The organism is Rhodococcus sp. A14 (assembly GCF_011603105.1).
Lineage (GTDB): Bacteria > Actinomycetota > Actinomycetes > Mycobacteriales > Mycobacteriaceae > Rhodococcus_F > Rhodococcus_F opacus.
Genome location: NZ_JAAOQS010000001.1, coordinates 177,211 through 194,998 on the forward strand (window position 1 = coordinate 177,211; position 17,788 = coordinate 194,998).

Genomic DNA, 17,788 nt, shown 5'->3' on the forward strand with positions numbered 1-17,788 from the left:
GGTGTCGTTACCGCGGTGCGATGTGGAAGAGCTGTGCGAGTGCGTTGATCTTCTTGGCCTTCGCCAGCTTGGGTAGGTCACTGCCGTCCCGCACCCGGGAGCCGTCCTCGCCGAGGTCCGCGATCACGTCGCGCGCCCATTCGGCTTCGGCCGGGGACGGGCTCAGTGCGTCGTTGACCGGGGCCGTCTGCGCGATGGTCATGCACAGCTTCCCGGTCATGCCCATCGAGAGGGTCAGCGCCGACGCGCGGACCAGGGCGTCGACGTCCGTGCCGAGGGTGGGGCCGTCGATCGGCGGTGCGATCCGGGCGGCCCGGCTGGCGACCGTCAGCCGGGAGCGGGGATAGGCCATCGCCAGCGGCGAATCGTCCATCCCGGTGTCGCGACGGAAGTCGCCGCTGCCGAACGCGAGCCGGAACGTGGCCTCCGTCCGGGCGATCTCGGGTGCCGCCTCGAGTCCCATCGCGGATTCGACGAGGGCGAGCACCTTCGTGCCCTCGGGGAGCCGCTCGGCGGTGGCGTCGACCTGCATTCCACTCTCGGTCTTGGCGAGCATGACGCCCTCGAGCCCGGGAACACCGTTCAGGGCTGCCAGATCGTCCGCCCAGTAGGGGGTGGTGGCGTCGTTGATCCGCACCCACGCGCGGCGGTTCTCGCCGAGCCAGGCGACGACGTCGGCGCGCGCCCGGGGTTTGCGGTCGGGGGTGACGGCGTCCTCGAGGTCGAGGATCACGGCGTCGGCGGCGCTGGCATGGGCCGCCTCGAAACCCTCGGGTTTGCCGGCGGGAACCAGCAGCCAGGATCGTGCTTGTTCAGCCGCGATACGCGGTGCCACAGTCGTCTCCATGTCGGCCTTCACAGTCGTGCCGTTCCGGTGATATCCACGACAGTAATTCTGCTCGCTCAGTGTCTGCGCAATCCACTTGCGTAACTAATGTTCAGTTAGAAATTACTGTTCAGGCGCCGCTGCCGGTTCGCTGCCCGACGGATCTGGATGATGCGGACCCCGCCCGCGAGGGCCATGATCACCGCGCCTGCGATCGCCGCGAACAACAGTGTGACGCCCAGCGGGAGGGTGAATTCCCAGGCGAACATTTCGAGGGTCACGCTGTCGAGGTTCTGCAGGATGAACACGAGAAGCAGTACCAGAACGACGATTCCGATCACCAGACCGGTCCACGTGGCGCCCACCCGGGTGTGCTTGATGCCCTTGCGGCGTGCGACGTCGGGATGCTCGGCGCCGGCCGGTGTCGTGTGGGAGTGCGGCGGGTCGGTGGGCACCGGACCGGTGCTCGGACCATGGTGTGCCGGAACGTCCGGAGGGAAGTTCGAGGGGTCGTCCGGTGTTGTCGACATAAGTTGATCTTCACCCACCTCGGCGGGTTCCGCATGCGCATCGGGCGGCGAAACGACGTCGATCAGGCATCCGCACGACAACGACCCCCGAATCAATGGGACAATGGAGAAACTATGGCTGTCTCGCTTCCCCTCGTTTTCACCGCGCCCCGGCGTGGGATGCCGCCCAAGCATCTCGCGGACCTCGACTCCGCCGAGCGGCGGGAGGCCGTCAAGGAGCTGGGTCTGCCCGGGTTCCGGGCCGACCAGCTGGCCCGGCAGTACTACGCGCGGCTCGAGGCGGATCCGGAGAAGATGACCGATCTCCCCGCCGCCGTGCGTGAGCAGGTGGGCGCGGCCCTGTTCCCGACGCTGCTCACCCCCGTCAAGCACCTGGCCTGCGACGGCGGAGACACCCGCAAGACGCTCTGGAAGGCGAACGACGGGACGCTGCTCGAAAGCGTCCTCATGCGCTACCCCGACCGCGCGACGCTGTGCATCTCCAGTCAGGCGGGATGCGGAATGGCGTGCCCGTTCTGCGCGACCGGTCAGGGCGGGCTGCAACGCAACCTGTCGACCGCCGAGATCGTCGACCAGGTGCGTGCGGCCGCGGCCGCACTCCGCGACGGTGACGTCCACGGCGGTCCGGGCCGGTTGTCGAACGTCGTCTTCATGGGGATGGGGGAGCCGCTCGCCAACTACAAGCGAGTGGTCGCCGCCGTCCGTCGCATCACGTCACCCGCCCCCGACGGTCTCGGGTTGTCGCAACGCTCCGTGACGGTGTCGACGGTGGGTCTGGCGCCCGCGATCCGCAAGCTCGCCGACGAGGACCTCAGCGTGACGTTGGCCGTGTCTCTGCACACCCCGGACGACGAACTGCGCGACACCCTCGTGCCCGTGAACAACCGCTGGTCGGTGGCGGAGGTCCTCGACGCCGCCCGCTACTACGCGGACAAGTCCGGCCGGCGCGTCTCGATCGAGTACGCGTTGATCCGGGACGTGAACGATCAGCCGTGGCGCGCCGACCTGCTGGGCAAGAAGCTGCGCAAGGCGCTCGGACCGTTGGTGCACGTGAATCTCATTCCGCTGAACCCCACACCGGGCAGTGAGTGGGACGCGAGCCCGAAGCCGGTGGAGAAGGAATTCGTCCGGCGCGTGCTGGCGCAGGGTGTGTCCTGCACCGTGCGGGACACCCGCGGCCAGGAGATCGCGGCCGCCTGCGGGCAGCTCGCCGCCGAGAACTGAGCGTCTGCCGAACAGGCAGAAACGACGAACCCCTCGCCCGAGTGATCGGGGCGAGGGGTTCGCTCGTGGTTCGTGTTACCGGGGCTTGCGCCGCAGGACGATGTCGCGAACGAGGATCAGGACCATCAGGGCCGCGCAGCCGATCAGCCACAGGTCCTCGACCAGGCCGGTGTGGTTGCCGATGATCATGAGCAGCAGGAACACGGCGAAGAACCATCCGAAGAACCGGAACGTCTTCGGCGCCTCACCGCTCCAGCCCCATGCCGCCGACGGGACCTCCGCGGTGTCGATGTGTGCGGCCACGATGGGGTCGCTGGACGAGGGCTCCAACTGGGTACCGGCCACGATCGATCCTCCTGCAGATTCGGTTGCGCTACTCGACATATCGTGACATACGACTGCCCGTCGTATGTAGCGGGGCCATCCGTGGCGGACCGTCCGCATTTCATCAGGAACAATGGGTGGGTGGATGAAAACAGGCCCACTCGCGTCCTGCTGCTCGGCAGCACAGGTTCGATCGGTACCCAGGCGTTGGAGGTGGTGGCCGCCAATCCGGACAAGTTCACGGTGGTGGGACTCGCGGCCGGCGGCGGAAACGTCGAACTGCTGAACCGGCAGATTCGTGAGACGGGTGTGTCCTCCGTCGCAGTCGCGGATCCGCGGGCGGCCGCATCGCTGGATCGGCCCGGCGTGCTGAGTGGACCGGACGCCGTCACCGAACTCGTGCGGACCACGGAAGCGGACGTCGTGCTCAACGCGCTCGTCGGTTCGCTGGGACTGGAGCCGACCCTGGCCGCGCTCGAGTCCGGTGCGCGGCTCGCCCTGGCCAACAAGGAGTCGCTCGTCGCCGGCGGCCCCCTCGTCACCGCAGCGGCGGCCCCGGGACAGATCGTGCCGGTCGACTCCGAGCACTCCGCGCTGGCCCAGTGCCTGCGGGGCGGCAGCGCGGACGAAGTGGATCGGCTGGTTCTCACCGCCTCGGGCGGACCGTTCCGCGGCTGGACGGCCGATCGGCTCGAATCGGTCACACCCGAGCAGGCCGGTGCCCACCCCACGTGGTCGATGGGGCCGATGAACACGCTGAACTCCGCGACACTCGTCAACAAGGGCCTCGAACTGATCGAGACCCACCTGTTGTTCGGCGTCGACTACGACCGGATCGACGTCACCGTTCACCCGCAGTCCATCGTGCACTCGATGGTCACGTTCACCGACGGGTCGACGCTGGCGCAGGCCAGCCCACCCGACATGAAACTCCCGATCGCCCTGGCGCTCGGCTGGCCGCACCGGGTGGCCGGCGCCGCCGCAGCCTGCGACTTCAGCACGGCGTCCACCTGGGAATTCGAGCCACTCGACTCGCAGGTTTTCCCTGCCGTCGACCTCGCCCGCGAGGCGGGCAAGGGTGGGGGATGCCTCACCGCGGTCTACAACGCTGCGAACGAGGTCGCGGCTCAGGCATTCTTGGACGGGATCATCCGGTTCCCGCGCATCGTCCGCACCGTCGCCTCCGTGCTGTCCGAGGCGGACGAGTGGTCGGCGCCACCGGCTACCGTGGAAGACGTACTGGCCGCCGACGGCTGGGCACGTGAGCGAGCACGTCAGCTCGTGAAGCAGGAAGGCTAGAACTGCATGGTGTTCGCAGTGGGCGTTGTTCTCTTCGCCCTCGGGATCGCGCTGTCGATCGCACTTCACGAAGCGGGGCACATGTGGGTGGCGCAGGCCACCGGCATGAAGGTCCGCCGGTATTTCATCGGTTTCGGACCCAAGATCTTCTCCTTCCGCCGCGGTGAGACCGAGTACGGGCTCAAGGCGCTTCCGCTCGGCGGGTTCTGCGACATCGCCGGGATGACGGCGCTGGACGAACTCGAACCGGACGAAGAAGACCGGGCCATGTACAAGAAGCCGACCTGGAAGCGCCTCGCGGTGATGTCCGGCGGCATCGGCATGAACTTCGTCCTCGGGCTCGTGCTGGTCTACGTCCTCGCCGTCGGGTGGGGGCTGCCCGACCTCAACCGGTCCACCGACGCGGTCGTCGGCTCGGTCGGGTGCGCGGCGCCGACCCAGGGTCCCGGCCCCGACTACGCCCTGTCCGAGTGCACCGGACCGGGCCCCGCCGAGCAGGCGGGCATCAGGACCGGCGACGTCATCACCGCGGTCGACGGCAAGGACACGCCCTCGTTCGCCGACGTGGCCGCCGCCACGCGTTCGCTGTCCGGTCCGGTGGACTTCACCATCGAGCGGGACGGCGAAGAGCAGACGATCGTCGTCCCGGTCCAGCAGGTGCAGCGCTGGGTGCAGGAGGAGGGGGAGAGCGAACCTCACGAGGCGACGGTCGGCGCGATCGGCATCGGCGCGACCCCGAGCGTCGTCGAGCACTCGGCCCTTTCGGCGGTGCCCGCCTCGTTCGAGTTCACCGGCGACATGTTCGTGATGACCGCCGAGCGGCTGGTGCAGATGCCGAGCAAGGCCGTCGACCTGTGGCACGCGGTGACGGGCGGCGAACGCGACCCGGAGACTCCGATCTCCGTGTACGGCGCCAGCGTCATCGGCGGTCAGATCGCCGAACAGGGCATCTGGGAAGCGTTCGTGCTGCTGCTCGCGAGCCTGAATTTCTTCCTCGGGATGTTCAACCTCCTGCCGCTGCTGCCGCTCGACGGCGGGCACATGGCGGTCACCGTGTACGAGCGGGTCCGGGACTGGTTCCGCAGCAGGCGCGGCCTTCCCAGCGGGGGGCCCGTCGACTACATGAAACTTCTGCCCGTCACCTATGTGGTGATCGTCATAGGCGGCGCATACATGCTCCTCACCCTGACCGCCGACATCGTCAACCCGATCAAGCTCTTCCAGTGATCGCTAAACTCGGACTTGAAGCTACGAAAGAAGGCACCCACGTGACCAGCCCTGTCGGATTGGGTATGCCCGAAGGCCCGGCCGCCGTTCTCGCACCCCGCCGCAAGACTCGCCAGCTCCAGGTCGGAACTGTCGGAGTCGGCAGCGACTTCCCGGTATCCGTGCAGTCGATGTGCACCACCAAGACCCACGACGTCAACGCCACCCTGCAGCAGATCGCCGAACTCACGGCGTCGGGCTGCGACATCGTCCGTGTCGCCTGCCCGCGGCAGGAGGACGCCGACGCGCTCGCGACCATCGCGAAGAAGAGTCAGATCCCGGTCATCGCCGACATCCATTTCCAGCCCCGGTACATCTTCGCTGCCATCGAGGCCGGCTGCGCGGCCGTCCGTGTGAACCCCGGCAACATCAAGGAGTTCGACGGACGCGTCAAGGAGGTCGCGAAGGCCGCGGGCGACGCAGGCATCCCGATCCGCATCGGCGTCAACGCCGGTTCCCTCGACCCGCGGCTGATGCAGAAGTACGGCAAGGCCACGCCGGAGGCGCTCGTCGAGTCCGCGCTGTGGGAGGCGGGACTGTTCGAGGAACACGGGTTCGGCGACATCAAGATCTCGGTGAAGCACAACGACCCGGTGATCATGGTCGAGGCCTACCGGCAGCTGGCGGCGCAGTGCAACTACCCGCTGCACCTCGGGGTGACCGAGGCCGGTCCGGCGTTTCAGGGCACGATCAAGTCGGCGGTGGCGTTCGGTGCGCTGCTGGCGGACGGCATCGGCGACACCATCCGGGTGTCGCTGTCCGCCCCGCCCGCCGAGGAGATCAAGGTCGGCACGCAGATCCTGCAGTCGCTGAACCTGCGACCCCGGAAGCTCGAGATCGTGTCCTGCCCGTCGTGCGGGCGCGCCCAGGTAGACGTGTACACGCTCGCCGACGAGGTCACCGCCGGTCTCGAGGGCATGGAGATCCCGCTGCGCGTGGCCGTCATGGGGTGCGTCGTCAACGGTCCCGGTGAGGCCCGCGAGGCCGACCTGGGTGTCGCGTCCGGCAACGGCAAGGGGCAGATCTTCGTCAAGGGCAAGGTCATCAAGACCGTGCCGGAGGCGCAGATCGTCGAAACCCTCATCGAGGAAGCCATGCGGATCGCCGAGGAGATGGAGGGTGATGCGACGTCCGGATCACCCGTCGTGACGGTCAGCTGAGTCGGCGCAGGCAGCGGGCGACGAAACGTCTCCCGTTTCCGGCGAGTTCATGGCAATCTGGTGGGCAGGTCCACTAGCTGACAAGGTTGGGTAGATGCTCAAGCTCCTCGGTGCCAAACAGTTGAGCAGTCGGGACGCAGCACACGTGCTTCGCGTTCTCGACGCCGATCCTGTCGCCGCCTGCATGGTTGCCGCTCGCGTAGAAGAGGGCGGCATCGATCCCCGGATGATCCACGGAGAGTTGTGGAGTCGGGGCGGGCCGCTTGAGTCGTTGTGCTTCTCGGGCGCGAATTTCGTGCCGCTGCGCGGCAGCATCGACGACATGCGGGCGTTCGCCGACCGCGCCTGTCGCACCCCGCGCATGTGTTCGTCGCTGGTCGGCCGGGCCGAACTGACGCTGCCGCTGTGGGAGATGCTCGAGATGGATTGGGGGCCTGCCCGCGAGGTCCGGCCCGACCAGCCGCTGCTGGCGCTGGCGAGTACCCCGCAGTGCCGCCCGGACCCCCTGGTCCGGCAGGTGCGGATGCACGAACTCGAGCAGTACCTGCCTGCCGCGGTCGCGATGTTCATCGAAGAGGTCGGCATCGATCCGCGCGCCAACGACGGCGGACGAGGGTACCGGCGCCGCGTCGCCAACCTGATCGCCGCCGGCCGGGCGTGGGCCAGATTCGACGACGGTCAGGTGGTGTTCAAGGCCGAGGTCGGCTCGGTGTCCTCGCGGGTGGGGCAGATCCAGGGTGTGTGGGTGCATCCGATGTATCGCGGGCACGGGTTCGGGGCGGCGGGTACCGCGACGGTCGCGGAGGCCGTCATCGCGGAGGGCCGCATCGCCAGCCTCTACGTCAACAGTTTCAACACGGTGGCCCGCAGCGCGTACGCGCGCGTCGGCTTCAGCCAGGTCGCGACGTTCGCCACAATTCTTCTGGACTGACTCGCTGTCCGCTTACCGGGTCGGCGGTGTCCGCCGACATAGCATGGGCGGCGATGAACCTGCGGCCATATTCTCGCTTACGCGTCGTCCAGTCGATCGCCCTGTGCGGCGCCGCTGTGCTGACGGTGGGTCTCACGGCGTGCACGCCGAGACCGGAAGGTCCGGAACCGGCCGCGCAGGCGTTTCTGACGGCCTTCGCCGAGCAGGATTCGGAGGAGGCCGCCGATCTGTCGGATCGTCCCGACGTTGCCCGCCAGGCCCTCGAGTCCGCGTGGACGTCGCTGCAGGCCGAGTCTCTCGACGCCCGGACGACGGACGTTCACGTCAGCGGTGACACGGCCACCGTCGGGTACACGTACGAGTGGCATCTGCCGAAGGACCGGGTGTGGACGTATTCGGGTGAACTTCAGATGGGGCGGCGCGGCGGCGACTGGGCCGTGCGCTGGAGTTCCACCAACGTCCACCCCCGGCTGGGGGACCGGCAGACTATGTCGCTGCGTTCCACGGCCGCCCCGCGGGCGCGGGTCAACGAGCATTCGGGGTCGGACGTCCTCGTCCCCGGCGTGGTGTACCGCGTGAAGTTCGATGCGGCGCAGTCGGGCAACGTGATCGGCAGTGCCCAGTCCCTCGCGTCGGCGCTCGCCACGTTCGACAACACGCTCACTGCGCAGTCGATCGCCGAATCGGCGACGGCGGTCAAGGGCGACTACCTCGTCACGAGGCTGCGGTCGGACGACTACGAACAGGTCGCCGGCGTGCTCGGCGCCATTCCCGGTGTGAGTGTGTCCGACGAGGCGGATCTCGTGGCCACCGACCGGAACTTCGCACCCGATCTGGTCGGTCAGGTGAAGAAGACCGTGATCGACGAGGTCGACGGCAAGGCCGGCTGGAGTGTGGTGACGGTGAACCAGAACGGTGTGGACACGGACGTGCTCACCGAGACGGCGCCGCAGACTTCCCCGTCGTTCTCGATCAGCCTCGACCGTCCCATCCAGATCGCCGCGCAGAACGCCGTCAATGCTCGCACCGACCAGACGATGATGGTCGTCATCCAGCCGTCGACCGGCGACGTCCTGGCCGTCGCGCAGAACAAGGCCGCGGACAGGGACGGTCCGGTCGCGCTCACCGGCCTGTATCCGCCCGGTTCGACGTTCAAGATCATCACCGCGGGCGCCGCGATCTCGTCGGGGATCGCGACACCCGACACGATGGTGCCGTGTCCGGGACGCATCGAGATCGGTGAGCGCAGCGTTCCGAACTACAACGAATTCGCGCTCGGCACCGTGCCGATGGCCACGGCGTTCGCCCGCTCCTGCAATACGTCGTTCGCGAAACTTGCCAGCGAGATGCGTCCCGACGCACTGTCGGTCGCTGCGTCGCAGTACGGAATCGGCCCCGACTACGAAGTGGTGGGCCTGCCGACCGACTCGGGGTCGGTGCCGCCTGCCGAGGATCTGGTGCAGCGAACCGAGGACGGATTCGGTCAGGGCAAGGTGGTGGTGAGCCCGTTCGGGATGGCGTTGGCCGCCGCGACCATCGCACACGGTTCGACGCCCGTGCCGCGGTTGATCGCCGGACGGGAAACCACGATCGACGGCGAGCATCCGCAGATCAGCCCGGAGATGGTCGACGGGCTGCGCGGAATGATGCGTCTCGTGGTGACGAGCGGTACCGCGGAGCGGATCGAAGACCAGGGCGAGGTGTACGGCAAGACGGGTGAGGCCGAGGTCGAGGGCGGTTCGCACGCCTGGTTCGTCGGCTACCGCGGCGATCTCGCGTTCGCGACGCTGGTGGTGCGCGGCGGCAGTTCCGACAACGCCGTCGCCGTCACCCGCGACATGTTCGCCGCGCTGCCCGAGGGGTACTGACGCGGGCCGCTGTCCACCGATCGGGGGACGCGGAATTCATCCTGGTCAGGGGCTGATCGGTGGACAGACGCTGCCGCCGGTGCGGTCCATAGTTGGTTGCAGACGGAAGAACCCGCACAGTCGGGATCGAAAAGCCAACGTGGACAGGAAGTCGGACCATGACCATCAGTGCAGAAGTGAACGGCCTGGAGACAGCGAACGGTACCCGGAGGGTGTTGTTCGTCGGGCGCCCGGGCGCCGGCACCGAGCTGACGCGGTGGGTTGCGTTGCGGCAGTGGGCTTCCGACCGCGGAATCGAATCGATCAGCGATTGTGAGGGTGACGTCGTCTGCGCGATCGTGACCGAGGACGTCCTGGACGGACTCTGCTCGCCGTCCGATGCGATGGCGATGCAGCTGGCGCGGGCTCGAGGGGTGCCCTGCGTCGGCGTTCGCGACGCACATGTTCTCGAGGATGCGGTCTGACATGGGCTTCGAGATTATCGAGCGCGGCGAGACCCTGGTGGCCGGTCTGCCCGTGCGAAGCCCCCAGCGCGCGTTGGGGAAGCTGAGCGACCCTCGCCTGGACCGCGCATGGACGAGAGTGCTCCACCACGAGGTCGGGGGGCCGCTCGCCTCCACCTACATCGACTTCGCTCCCGACGTCGAGTCGTATTACACCCAGATCGTCGGGTACGAGTGTGCGACGGTGGACGACGCCACGCGGGGTCACGTCATTTCGCGGATCCCGCCCGGCACGTACGCCAAGTTCTCCTCGCGGGGAATGTTTCCCGACGTGATGCTGCGGCTGTGGGCGCAGGTCAGCGAGGCGGAGACGAACGGCGACATCGAGCGGACGTACACCGGTGACCTCGAAGCGTATCCCCACGCCTACGCCGTGGACCTGTACATTCCGATCCGCGTGGACGAGTCCGGGGCGCCGTCGAGTGCGATGGGTGAGAAGCGATGATCGAGATCGTCAAGCGGCAGGCCGAATCGTTTGTGGGCCTGACCATTCCCGAAGGCAAACCCGGGCGTCCCGGGCCGGGCCGGGAACTCGTCGACTACACGGTGGAACGGATCAGGGATCGGGGGATCTCCGAGATCTTCGTCATCTACGCGGCGTCCCCGCCGCCGCGCACGTTCACGGTGGTCGTCGGATATCCGTGCGATTCGCCCGACAAGATGGAGCCCGGCGACGTCCTGGTCGGCGTACGTGCTGGCTATTTCGCCCGATTCTGTTGCGAGGACGAATCGGAACCGGATGCGCTCGCCGAGACGTGGAGCGTCGCCGACTACGCGGCGGCGCGCGGCCGGATCGAACGTGCTTTCACCGAGGACCTCGAGGTGCATCATCCGGACGGGTCGGTCGATCTGTTCCTCTCACTGCACTGAGCGGCGACCGGGCGGGTCACTCGTGCTCGGCGAGTTTCTCGGGGTCGATCCGGGGCCCGCCCTTGCCGAGCCTCTTGTTCACGAGGACGGTCCCGGCCCACAGCACGACACCGATTCCGAGGAGAACGCCCGCGATCTGGTACTGCACCGCGGGACGGTCGGCGAAAGGAGTGACGAGGAAGCCACACGTGAGGGCGCCGATGATCGGAAAGATGGTCGGCACCCGGAAATGCTTGTGCTCCACCGGCTGTTTGCGCAAGACGAGCACGGTGATGTTGACGATGGTGAACACGCCCAGCAGCAGCAGCGCGGTGGTGCCGCCGAGTTCGGGGACCTCACCGACGAACGTGATGAGGCCGAACGCGAGGATCGTGGTGAAGACGATGGCAACGTACGGTGTGCGCCGCGTGGCGTGAACCTTGCCGAGCGGGGGAGGCAGGACGCCCTCGCGGCTCATGCCGTACAGCAACCGGCTCGCCATCAGCATGTTGATCAGTGCCGTGTTGGCGACGGCGAACATGGTGATGAACGCGAAGATTCCGATCGGGAACCCGGGCGCTCCGGCCTGAACGACCTTCAGCAGCGGAGTGTCACCCTCGCCGAGCTCGCTCACGGGTACGAGGGCGATCGCGGTGATCGACACGAACACGTAGATGCAGCCGGTGATGATCAGGCCGGTCAGTAGGACCTTGGGGAAGATGCGGCTCGGTTCCTTGCATTCCTCGGCCATGTTGACCGAGTCCTCGAACCCGACCATCGCGAAGAACGCCAGGGCGGTTCCCGCGACGACCGCGCCGAGTGCGGATCGGTCGCCGGTGTCGAACGTTGCCACCCGGGAGAAGTCGCCGTCGCCGACGCCGAGGGCCCACAGCCCGATCATGATGATGATCAGGAGACCGGACAGCTCGACGCAGGTGAGTACGACGTTGGTCTTGACGCTCTCGCTGACCCCGCGGAAGTTGACGAGACCCACCAGCGTCATGAAGCCGAGACCGAGCAGGGTGATGCCGATCCCGGTGGAGAAGTCGAGGTCGAATGCCTCCACGAAATTGGCGGCGAACGCCCGCGACGCCGTCGATGCGGACGTGATTCCCGAGCACATCACCGCGAACGCCACCATGTACGTGAGGAAGTGCACCCCGAACGCCTTGTGCGTGTACAGCGCGGCGCCCGCGGCCTTCGGGAACTTGGTGACCAGCTCCAGATAGCTGAATGCGGTGATGATCGCGACGACGAACGCCACCAGGAACGGCAGCCACACCGCGCCCCCGACCTGATTGGCCACCTTTCCGGTGAGCGCGTAGATACCGGTGCCGAGGATGTCTCCGACGATGAACAGCAGGAGCAGCCCTGGGCCCATCACCCGCTTGAGGCTCGGCTGTTCGGGCGAATTCGAATCTGGTGCATTCGAACTCGTGGCGTCCGCTGTCGATCCCATGATCCACCGCCTTTCGCTACCGCCTGCGTCCCTCGTTCGAGAAGACTGTGTTCGCTAGGGGAGCAGCCCGAGCCTGCGCGCGGTGACCACCGCCTCGTGCCGCGACCGTGCGTCGAGCTTGCTCATGGCACTGCGCAGGTAACTCTTGACCGTCTCGGGTCCCACCGAGAGGCGCTGTGCTGCTTCGCTGTTGGTGCATCCCAGGGCCACGTGGGACAGGACGTCGATCTCACGTGGGGTGAGGTGGACGCCGGGGTCCTCGTCGCCGCCGTCGGCGTCCGGACGCAGAATGCCCGCCAGTCGCTGCGACAGCCCGCGGAGACGGGCCTGCAACGAGGTGTCGGCGACGGTCTGTGCCACACTCCGCAGCTCCGCGTGGATGTCGCGGAGCTCCTCGGTGGTGGCGCCGCCGGCACCGCCCACGTCGAGCGTCTTCATCATCTCGAGGCGGCGATCCACCTCGTCCCGGATGGCGATCTCGGTGCCGAGGCGCCGGGATGCCGCGACGACGATGTCGGCGGTGCGGTCGCCGATCGGTGCGCAGTCGCGGATGGCGGCGTAGAGCACGGCGCGCGAGCTGCCCCGCACCATGACCGGCACCGCGAGGATGGACCGGAGTCCCTCACTGAGGACGGGCCGGTCGTAGTGGTGGGTAATGGTCGAGGAGCGGCCGTAGTCGTTGACCGCCACCGGTGTGCGCTGGGCGACCACGCGGCCACCGAGACCGGAACGCGAGGGGATCGCGAGGCCCTTGAGGTTGTTGGTGCGAGTGCCGACGAACTCGCTGAGGTGCAGTGTGCCGTCCTGGACCTCGCCGCCGAACAGGACCGGCGCGACGCCGTGAGCTGCGATGGAGCGCAGCTCACCCCGAAGTGCGTCCCCGTCCCGAGGGCGCAGCAGCGACGGTGCACGAGCAACCAAGTCGGTCACCCCTTTCCGGGGGTAGTCACAGCGGTCTGTGAGCTAGATCATAACCGTAGTGAGTTCGGGCGACGGCCCGACCATCTGTCACGGGCCATGAGAGCACAAGGAGTACCGCATGACCACCGATCCCACCGCACGCGTGCGTGAGCTGCTGGACCAGTACGACACGCCGACGGCGTCCGCCGCGGAACTGCTGTGTGATCGACACCCCGCCGACGACGTGGCATTCACCGTCGTCGAATCGGATCTGTCGTCGACGGACCTCACCTACGGCTACCTGCGCGAGCAGTCGACGCGATTCGCCGCCGCACTCGCGGACCTCGGCGTCGAGCCCGGTGACCACGTCGCGACGCTGATGGGCAAGTCCGCCGAACTGGTCGTCGCGCTGCTCGGCATCTGGCGGCGGGGTGCCGTCCACGTTCCCCTGTTCACCGCGTTCGCGCCGCCCGCGATCGCGTTCCGGCTGGGTGCGAGCGGGGCGAAGGTCGTGGTCTCCGACGCCAACCAGCTGGACAAGCTGACTCCCGGGGAGGACATCCCCGCGGACGCGTCCTGGCAGGTCGTCGTCGTGGGCGGGGCCGGCGCCGACGCGCTCGACTTCGCGACGCTCGTGGAGTCGCACGACGCCGCGGATGCGAAGGGGGCGGCCGTCACGGTCGGCGGTGACGGACCCCTCGTCCAGTTGTTCACCAGCGGCACGACCGGCACACCGAAGGGGGTGCCCGTCCGGCTGCGGGCCCTCGCGTCCTTCCACGCCTACCAGGAGTTCGGCCTCGACGTCCGCAAGGACGACGTGTTCTGGAACGCCGCCGACCCCGGCTGGGCCTACGGCCTCTACTACGCCCTGCTCGGACCCCTCGCCGCGGGCACCCGCAGCATCCTGCTGCACGCCGGATTCTCCGCGCCCCTCACCTGGCAGGTGATGGAACGCTTCGGCGTCACCAACTTCGCCGCCGCGCCGACGGTCTACCGCAGCCTGCGGGCCGACCCCACGCCGATCCCCGAGACGGTGACACTGCGACGCGCGTCGTCGGCGGGTGAACCGCTCACTCCCGATGTGATCTCGTGGGCCGAGGCCAACCTGAACGTGTTCGTGCGCGACCACTACGGCCAGACCGAGCACGGCATGTTCATCGCCAACTCCTGGGCCGACGGACTGCGGGAAGAGGTGCGCGACGGGTCCATGGGCAAACCGCTGCCGGGGTGGGCGTGCGCCGTGCTCGAGGACGACTCCGACGCGATCGCCCCGCCGCGGACCCCCGGCCGGGTGGCGATCGACACCCTGGGCAGCCCGCTGATGTGGTTCACCGGCTACGTCGACGCCCCGGAGAAGACCGCGCAGCGGTTCACCGCCGACGGTCGCTGGTACCTCACGGGCGATGCCGGGCAGACCGACGAGGACGGCTTCTACTTCTTCTCCGCCCGCGACGACGACGTGATCATCATGGCCGGCTACCGGATCGGGCCCTTCGACGTCGAGAGTGTGCTCGTGATGCACGACGAGGTCGTCGAGGCTGCGGTCGTCGGGATGCCCGACGAGTTGCGGGGTGAGGTGCTCGAGGCGTTCGTGGTCCTGCGCGACGGCGTCGACGGGACCGACGAACTGGAGGTCGAGCTGCAGACGCTGGTGAAGAAGAAGTTCGCGGCGCACGCCTACCCGCGCACCGTGCACTTCGTCCCCAACCTGCCGAAGACCCCCAGCGGCAAGGTGCAGCGCTACCTGCTCCGCCAGAAGTAGGCCCTCCGGGCCCGTGCGCCTTTCCGGTAGCTCCAGCTACCAGAAAGGCGCACGGGTGCGTCAGCGCCTGCGGAGGCGGCCGACGACCAGCAGGGCGAGGAGGGTGACCGCCAGCAGCAGGGTGGTGTCGGCGGCGAGGAACACCTGACCGCGGTCGGTGAGCCCGAAGATGCTCACCGGCAACGTCTTCCATGTTGCCGGGTACACCATCACGGTGGCGCCCAGTTCGCCCATCGACAGCGCGATCGACAGGCCCGCGGCGGCGCCGAGCGCTGGAAGCAGGAGTGGCAGTGTGATCCGCAGCAGGACGCGGGTGGGACCGGCGCCGAGGGATTCGGCCGCCTGCCGGTAGGCCGGGTCGAGCCGGTCCAGTGCCGCCGACACGGCACTGAACGTGAAGGCCAGCACGAGGATCGTGTGTGCCAGGATCACGATCCACTTGGTTCCGCCGAGCAGGAGCGGTCGCGAGTTGAACGTGATCAGCAGGCCCAGACCGATCGCCACGGACGGGATCGCGATCGGCAGGTGAAAGACGGCGTCGGTGGTGCGGCGCAACCACGTCGGCGCCTCCCGCGCAGCGAGTGCCGCCCACGTCCCGACCGCCAGCGCCAGCGCGCCCGCGACGAACGCCGTCTGCAGGCTGACGGTGAGGCTGGCGAGATTCTCGTCGGACAGCGCCGCCGCGAAGTTCCGGCCGCCGAGGTTCGAGGGCAGTGGGCCCGTCCAGGATCCGGCCAGCGCGGCAGCGATCACGGTGACGATCGGTGCCGCGAACACGACGGTCACCACCAGGGCGAACAGGCTCAGGGTCAGCGCCCTAGATCTTGTCGTCCACAGCAGCACGGCTGCCTCCCGTCAGCTTGGCGAACACGAATCGGTACGTGCAGTACAGGGTCAGCGACAGCGCCACCTGGATGGTGGCGATCACGGCGGCGCCCGGCAGGTCGAACGTGACGATGCCGCGCGTGTAGATCAGGACGGGCAGCGTCACCACGTCCTTGGCGCCCGTGAACAGGACGATGCCGAACTCGTTGAGGGTGAGCAGCAGCACCAGCGATCCACCCGCCAGCAGTGCGGGCCATGCCTCGGGCATCACCACGGTCCGGAGTACCCGCAGCGGCGACGCCCCGAGACTGGCGGCGACGTCGAGTTGTTCGCGGGGGATCTGGGTGAACGCGGCGAGCAGGGGGCGGACGACGAACGGCGTGAAGAACGTGATCTCCGCGGCGATCACCCCGAGTGGGGTGCCGAGGAAGTTCAGCGGTCCGTCGGTGTCGCCGGTGATCCGCGCGATCAGCGCGTTCACTGCCCCGGCCGTGCCGTAGAGGAACGTGAACGCCAGCGTGATCAGGAACGAGGGCAGCGACAGCACCGCGTCGATCAGCCGTCCCACGACCTTCGATCCCGTGAACGGGACGAACGCCAGCACGAGCGCCAGGAACGTGCCGAGGATCAGGCAGCCGACGGTGGAGAGGGCGGCGATCTGCACCGTCCGCCACAGCGCGGTGCGGAACAGTTCCGACCCGAGGACGCCGGACCAGTTGTCCAGACCCGAACCGGTTTCGGAGTCGAGGGATTCGGTGAGTACCCGGGCCATCGGGTAGGCGGCGAATCCGAGCACGAGTAGCAGGGGTGGGAGCGTCCACGCGATGCCCCGCCACCGGACCGGCTCGGGGCGGGGTGGGGCCGCGGCGGGCGGACGCTCGAGTGTCGCGGTCATGTCGCCGGCACCAGGACGCTGCCGTCGGACGGGAACTGCACGCCGACGACGGTGCCCGGAGGGCGCTGGTCGTGCCCGGGCACGTCCGCGTCCACCTGCACTCCCTCGAAGTCGTCGACGGCGAGCGTGATCCGCGTGGTCGATCCCCGCCACACCGTCGAGACGATCCGTGCCGAGAACGAACCCCGCGCGCCGGGCGCCGTCAGCGTCACCGCATGCGGGCGGACACACAGGAACGCGGGCAGGTCCGACTCCCATTCCACGTGCCCGATGTCGGGTTGAGGGGCGGTGGCAGTGACGGGCACCCCTCCGATCGACACGAGCGCCGACGTCCCGATCACCCGGGTGACGGTGCACGGCAGCAGGTTGGCACCGCCGAGGAATTCCGCGGTGAAACTGCTCGGTGGCCGCTTCCAGAGGTTCTCGGCGGTGTCGATGTCGGCGAGCCGGGAGTTCCGCATGACGGCGATCCGGTCGGCCAGCGCCAGCGCCTCGCTCTGATCGTGCGTGACGTAGAGCATCGCGGTGTCGGGCAGGGCCGCACGCAGTCGCGAGAGCTCACCGAGCATGCTCTCGCGTAGTTGTGCGTCCAGCGCGGCGAGTGGTTCGTCGAGCAGCAGGACTGCGGGCCGGATCGCGAGGGCCCGCGCGATCGCGATCCGCTGCTGCTGTCCGCCCGACAATTCGCGGGGCAGGCGTTTGCCGTAGGCGGCCATGCCGACCATGTCGAGGGCCTCGGCCACCCGCGCGCCGATCTCCGCGCGTGGCACCCGTTGGCAGCGGAGGCCGAACGCGACGTTGTCGGCCACCCGCATGTGCGGGAACAGCGCATAGGACTGCACGACGACGCCGATTCCCCGTTTCGCGGGCGGTAGGTCGGTGACGTCGCGGGATCCGAGCCGCACGGAACCCGAAGTGGGGCGAACGAATCCCGCGAGCGCCGCGAGCGCGGTCGACTTCCCGGAACCGCTCGGGCCGAGCAGGGCCACCGTCTCACCGCGGCCGACGCGCAGGTTGAAGTCGATCAGGGCGTGGGTGACGCCCTTGCCGCGGCCGTAGCCCACGGTGACGCGGTCGAACGTGATGGCCGGCGCGGAGAAGTCGGTGGCTCCGCGGACCGCGGTGGTGTGCGACGGGTGTGCCCGCCTGGCTGGAAGTCCCGACACG

The 17,788-nt window shown here is 68.3% G+C and carries 18 protein-coding genes; 10 read left to right on the top strand and 8 right to left on the bottom strand.

Annotated features, from left to right (window positions below; genetic code table 11):
* Positions 1-7 precede the first annotated feature (7 nt).
* Both G9373_RS00895 and G9373_RS00900 read right to left on the bottom strand, forming a co-directional pair.
* Entirely contained in the window at positions 8-859 is an 852-nt protein-coding gene (locus G9373_RS00895; protein ID WP_005259336.1) for a CoA ester lyase, read from the bottom strand.
* A gap of 83 nt (positions 860-942) precedes the next feature.
* Positions 943-1,356: a lipopolysaccharide assembly protein LapA domain-containing protein gene (locus G9373_RS00900; protein ID WP_167113575.1), complete on the bottom strand. Its 414-nt coding sequence runs from the start codon at positions 1,354-1,356 to the stop codon at positions 943-945.
* A gap of 114 nt (positions 1,357-1,470) precedes the next feature.
* Here G9373_RS00900 and rlmN point away from each other — a divergent pair, with 114 nt between their 5' ends.
* Positions 1,471-2,580 carry a 23S rRNA (adenine(2503)-C(2))-methyltransferase RlmN gene (gene rlmN / locus G9373_RS00905; protein WP_005240549.1) on the top strand — a complete coding sequence of 370 codons (1,110 nt, stop codon included), beginning with the start codon at positions 1,471-1,473 and terminating at the stop codon, positions 2,578-2,580.
* 75 nt (positions 2,581-2,655) lie between these two features.
* Here the strand turns inward: rlmN and G9373_RS00910 are convergent, their stop codons facing one another.
* Positions 2,656-2,925, bottom strand: a complete 270-nt coding sequence (locus G9373_RS00910) for a DUF2631 domain-containing protein (protein WP_005259333.1) — start codon at positions 2,923-2,925, stop codon at positions 2,656-2,658.
* A gap of 120 nt (positions 2,926-3,045) precedes the next feature.
* Between G9373_RS00910 and dxr the strand changes: the two genes are divergently transcribed.
* The 8 genes from dxr to G9373_RS00950 all read left to right on the top strand — a co-directional run bounded on the left by dxr (position 3,046) and on the right by G9373_RS00950 (position 10,801).
* The gene (dxr, locus tag G9373_RS00915) at positions 3,046-4,203 is read left to right on the top strand and encodes a 1-deoxy-D-xylulose-5-phosphate reductoisomerase (protein WP_064080775.1); all 1,158 of its coding nucleotides are present in this window, start codon (positions 3,046-3,048) and stop codon (positions 4,201-4,203) included.
* 6 nt (positions 4,204-4,209) lie between these two features.
* A complete protein-coding gene (locus G9373_RS00920) occupies positions 4,210-5,430 on the top strand; it encodes a site-2 protease family protein (RefSeq protein ID WP_005259331.1) in 1,221 nt (406 codons plus the stop codon).
* Between the two features lie 41 nt (positions 5,431-5,471).
* The gene (gene ispG, locus G9373_RS00925) at positions 5,472-6,629 is read left to right on the top strand and encodes a flavodoxin-dependent (E)-4-hydroxy-3-methylbut-2-enyl-diphosphate synthase (protein ID WP_005259330.1); all 1,158 of its coding nucleotides are present in this window, start codon (positions 5,472-5,474) and stop codon (positions 6,627-6,629) included.
* Positions 6,630-6,723: 94 nt separating this feature from the next.
* Positions 6,724-7,560, top strand: a complete 837-nt coding sequence (locus tag G9373_RS00930; RefSeq protein ID WP_005573719.1) for a GNAT family N-acetyltransferase — start codon at positions 6,724-6,726, stop codon at positions 7,558-7,560.
* Positions 7,561-7,613: 53 nt separating this feature from the next.
* Positions 7,614-9,428, top strand: a complete 1,815-nt coding sequence (locus G9373_RS00935; protein WP_206031414.1) for a penicillin-binding transpeptidase domain-containing protein — start codon at positions 7,614-7,616, stop codon at positions 9,426-9,428.
* 158 nt (positions 9,429-9,586) lie between these two features.
* Positions 9,587-9,892: a hypothetical protein gene (locus G9373_RS00940; RefSeq protein ID WP_133986549.1), complete on the top strand. Its 306-nt coding sequence runs from the start codon at positions 9,587-9,589 to the stop codon at positions 9,890-9,892.
* Position 9,893: 1 nt separating this feature from the next.
* Positions 9,894-10,376: a GyrI-like domain-containing protein gene (locus G9373_RS00945; RefSeq protein WP_005573725.1), complete on the top strand. Its 483-nt coding sequence runs from the start codon at positions 9,894-9,896 to the stop codon at positions 10,374-10,376.
* Positions 10,373-10,801, top strand: a complete 429-nt coding sequence (locus G9373_RS00950) for a GyrI-like domain-containing protein (RefSeq protein ID WP_133986550.1) — start codon at positions 10,373-10,375, stop codon at positions 10,799-10,801. Before G9373_RS00945 ends, G9373_RS00950 begins: the two co-directional genes overlap by 4 nt.
* Positions 10,802-10,817: 16 nt before the next feature.
* Here the strand turns inward: G9373_RS00950 and G9373_RS00955 are convergent, their stop codons facing one another.
* On the bottom strand, positions 10,818-12,239 hold the full coding sequence (locus tag G9373_RS00955; RefSeq protein WP_054247398.1) for an APC family permease: 1,422 nt from the start codon (positions 12,237-12,239) through the stop codon (positions 10,818-10,820).
* A gap of 54 nt (positions 12,240-12,293) precedes the next feature.
* On the bottom strand, positions 12,294-13,169 hold the full coding sequence (locus tag G9373_RS00960; RefSeq protein WP_005259316.1) for a LuxR C-terminal-related transcriptional regulator: 876 nt from the start codon (positions 13,167-13,169) through the stop codon (positions 12,294-12,296).
* Positions 13,170-13,278: 109 nt separating this feature from the next.
* Between G9373_RS00960 and G9373_RS00965 the strand changes: the two genes are divergently transcribed.
* Positions 13,279-14,901, top strand: coding sequence for an AMP-binding protein (locus tag G9373_RS00965; RefSeq protein WP_054247399.1), 1,623 nt, complete (start codon positions 13,279-13,281; stop codon positions 14,899-14,901).
* Between the two features lie 60 nt (positions 14,902-14,961).
* Here the strand turns inward: G9373_RS00965 and G9373_RS00970 are convergent, their stop codons facing one another.
* The 3 genes from G9373_RS00970 to G9373_RS00980 are packed head-to-tail and all read right to left on the bottom strand — an operon-like array spanning position 14,962 to position 17,787.
* Positions 14,962-15,744, bottom strand: a complete 783-nt coding sequence (locus G9373_RS00970) for an ABC transporter permease subunit (protein WP_167113578.1) — start codon at positions 15,742-15,744, stop codon at positions 14,962-14,964.
* Entirely contained in the window at positions 15,719-16,621 is a 903-nt protein-coding gene (locus tag G9373_RS00975; protein WP_133986551.1) for a 2-aminoethylphosphonate ABC transporter permease subunit, read from the bottom strand. Before G9373_RS00975 ends, G9373_RS00970 begins: the two co-directional genes overlap by 26 nt.
* On the bottom strand, positions 16,618-17,787 hold the full coding sequence (locus G9373_RS00980; RefSeq protein ID WP_054247401.1) for an ABC transporter ATP-binding protein: 1,170 nt from the start codon (positions 17,785-17,787) through the stop codon (positions 16,618-16,620). The genes G9373_RS00975 and G9373_RS00980 overlap by 4 nt, the downstream gene beginning before the upstream one ends.
* Between the last annotated feature and the right edge of the window lies 1 nt (position 17,788).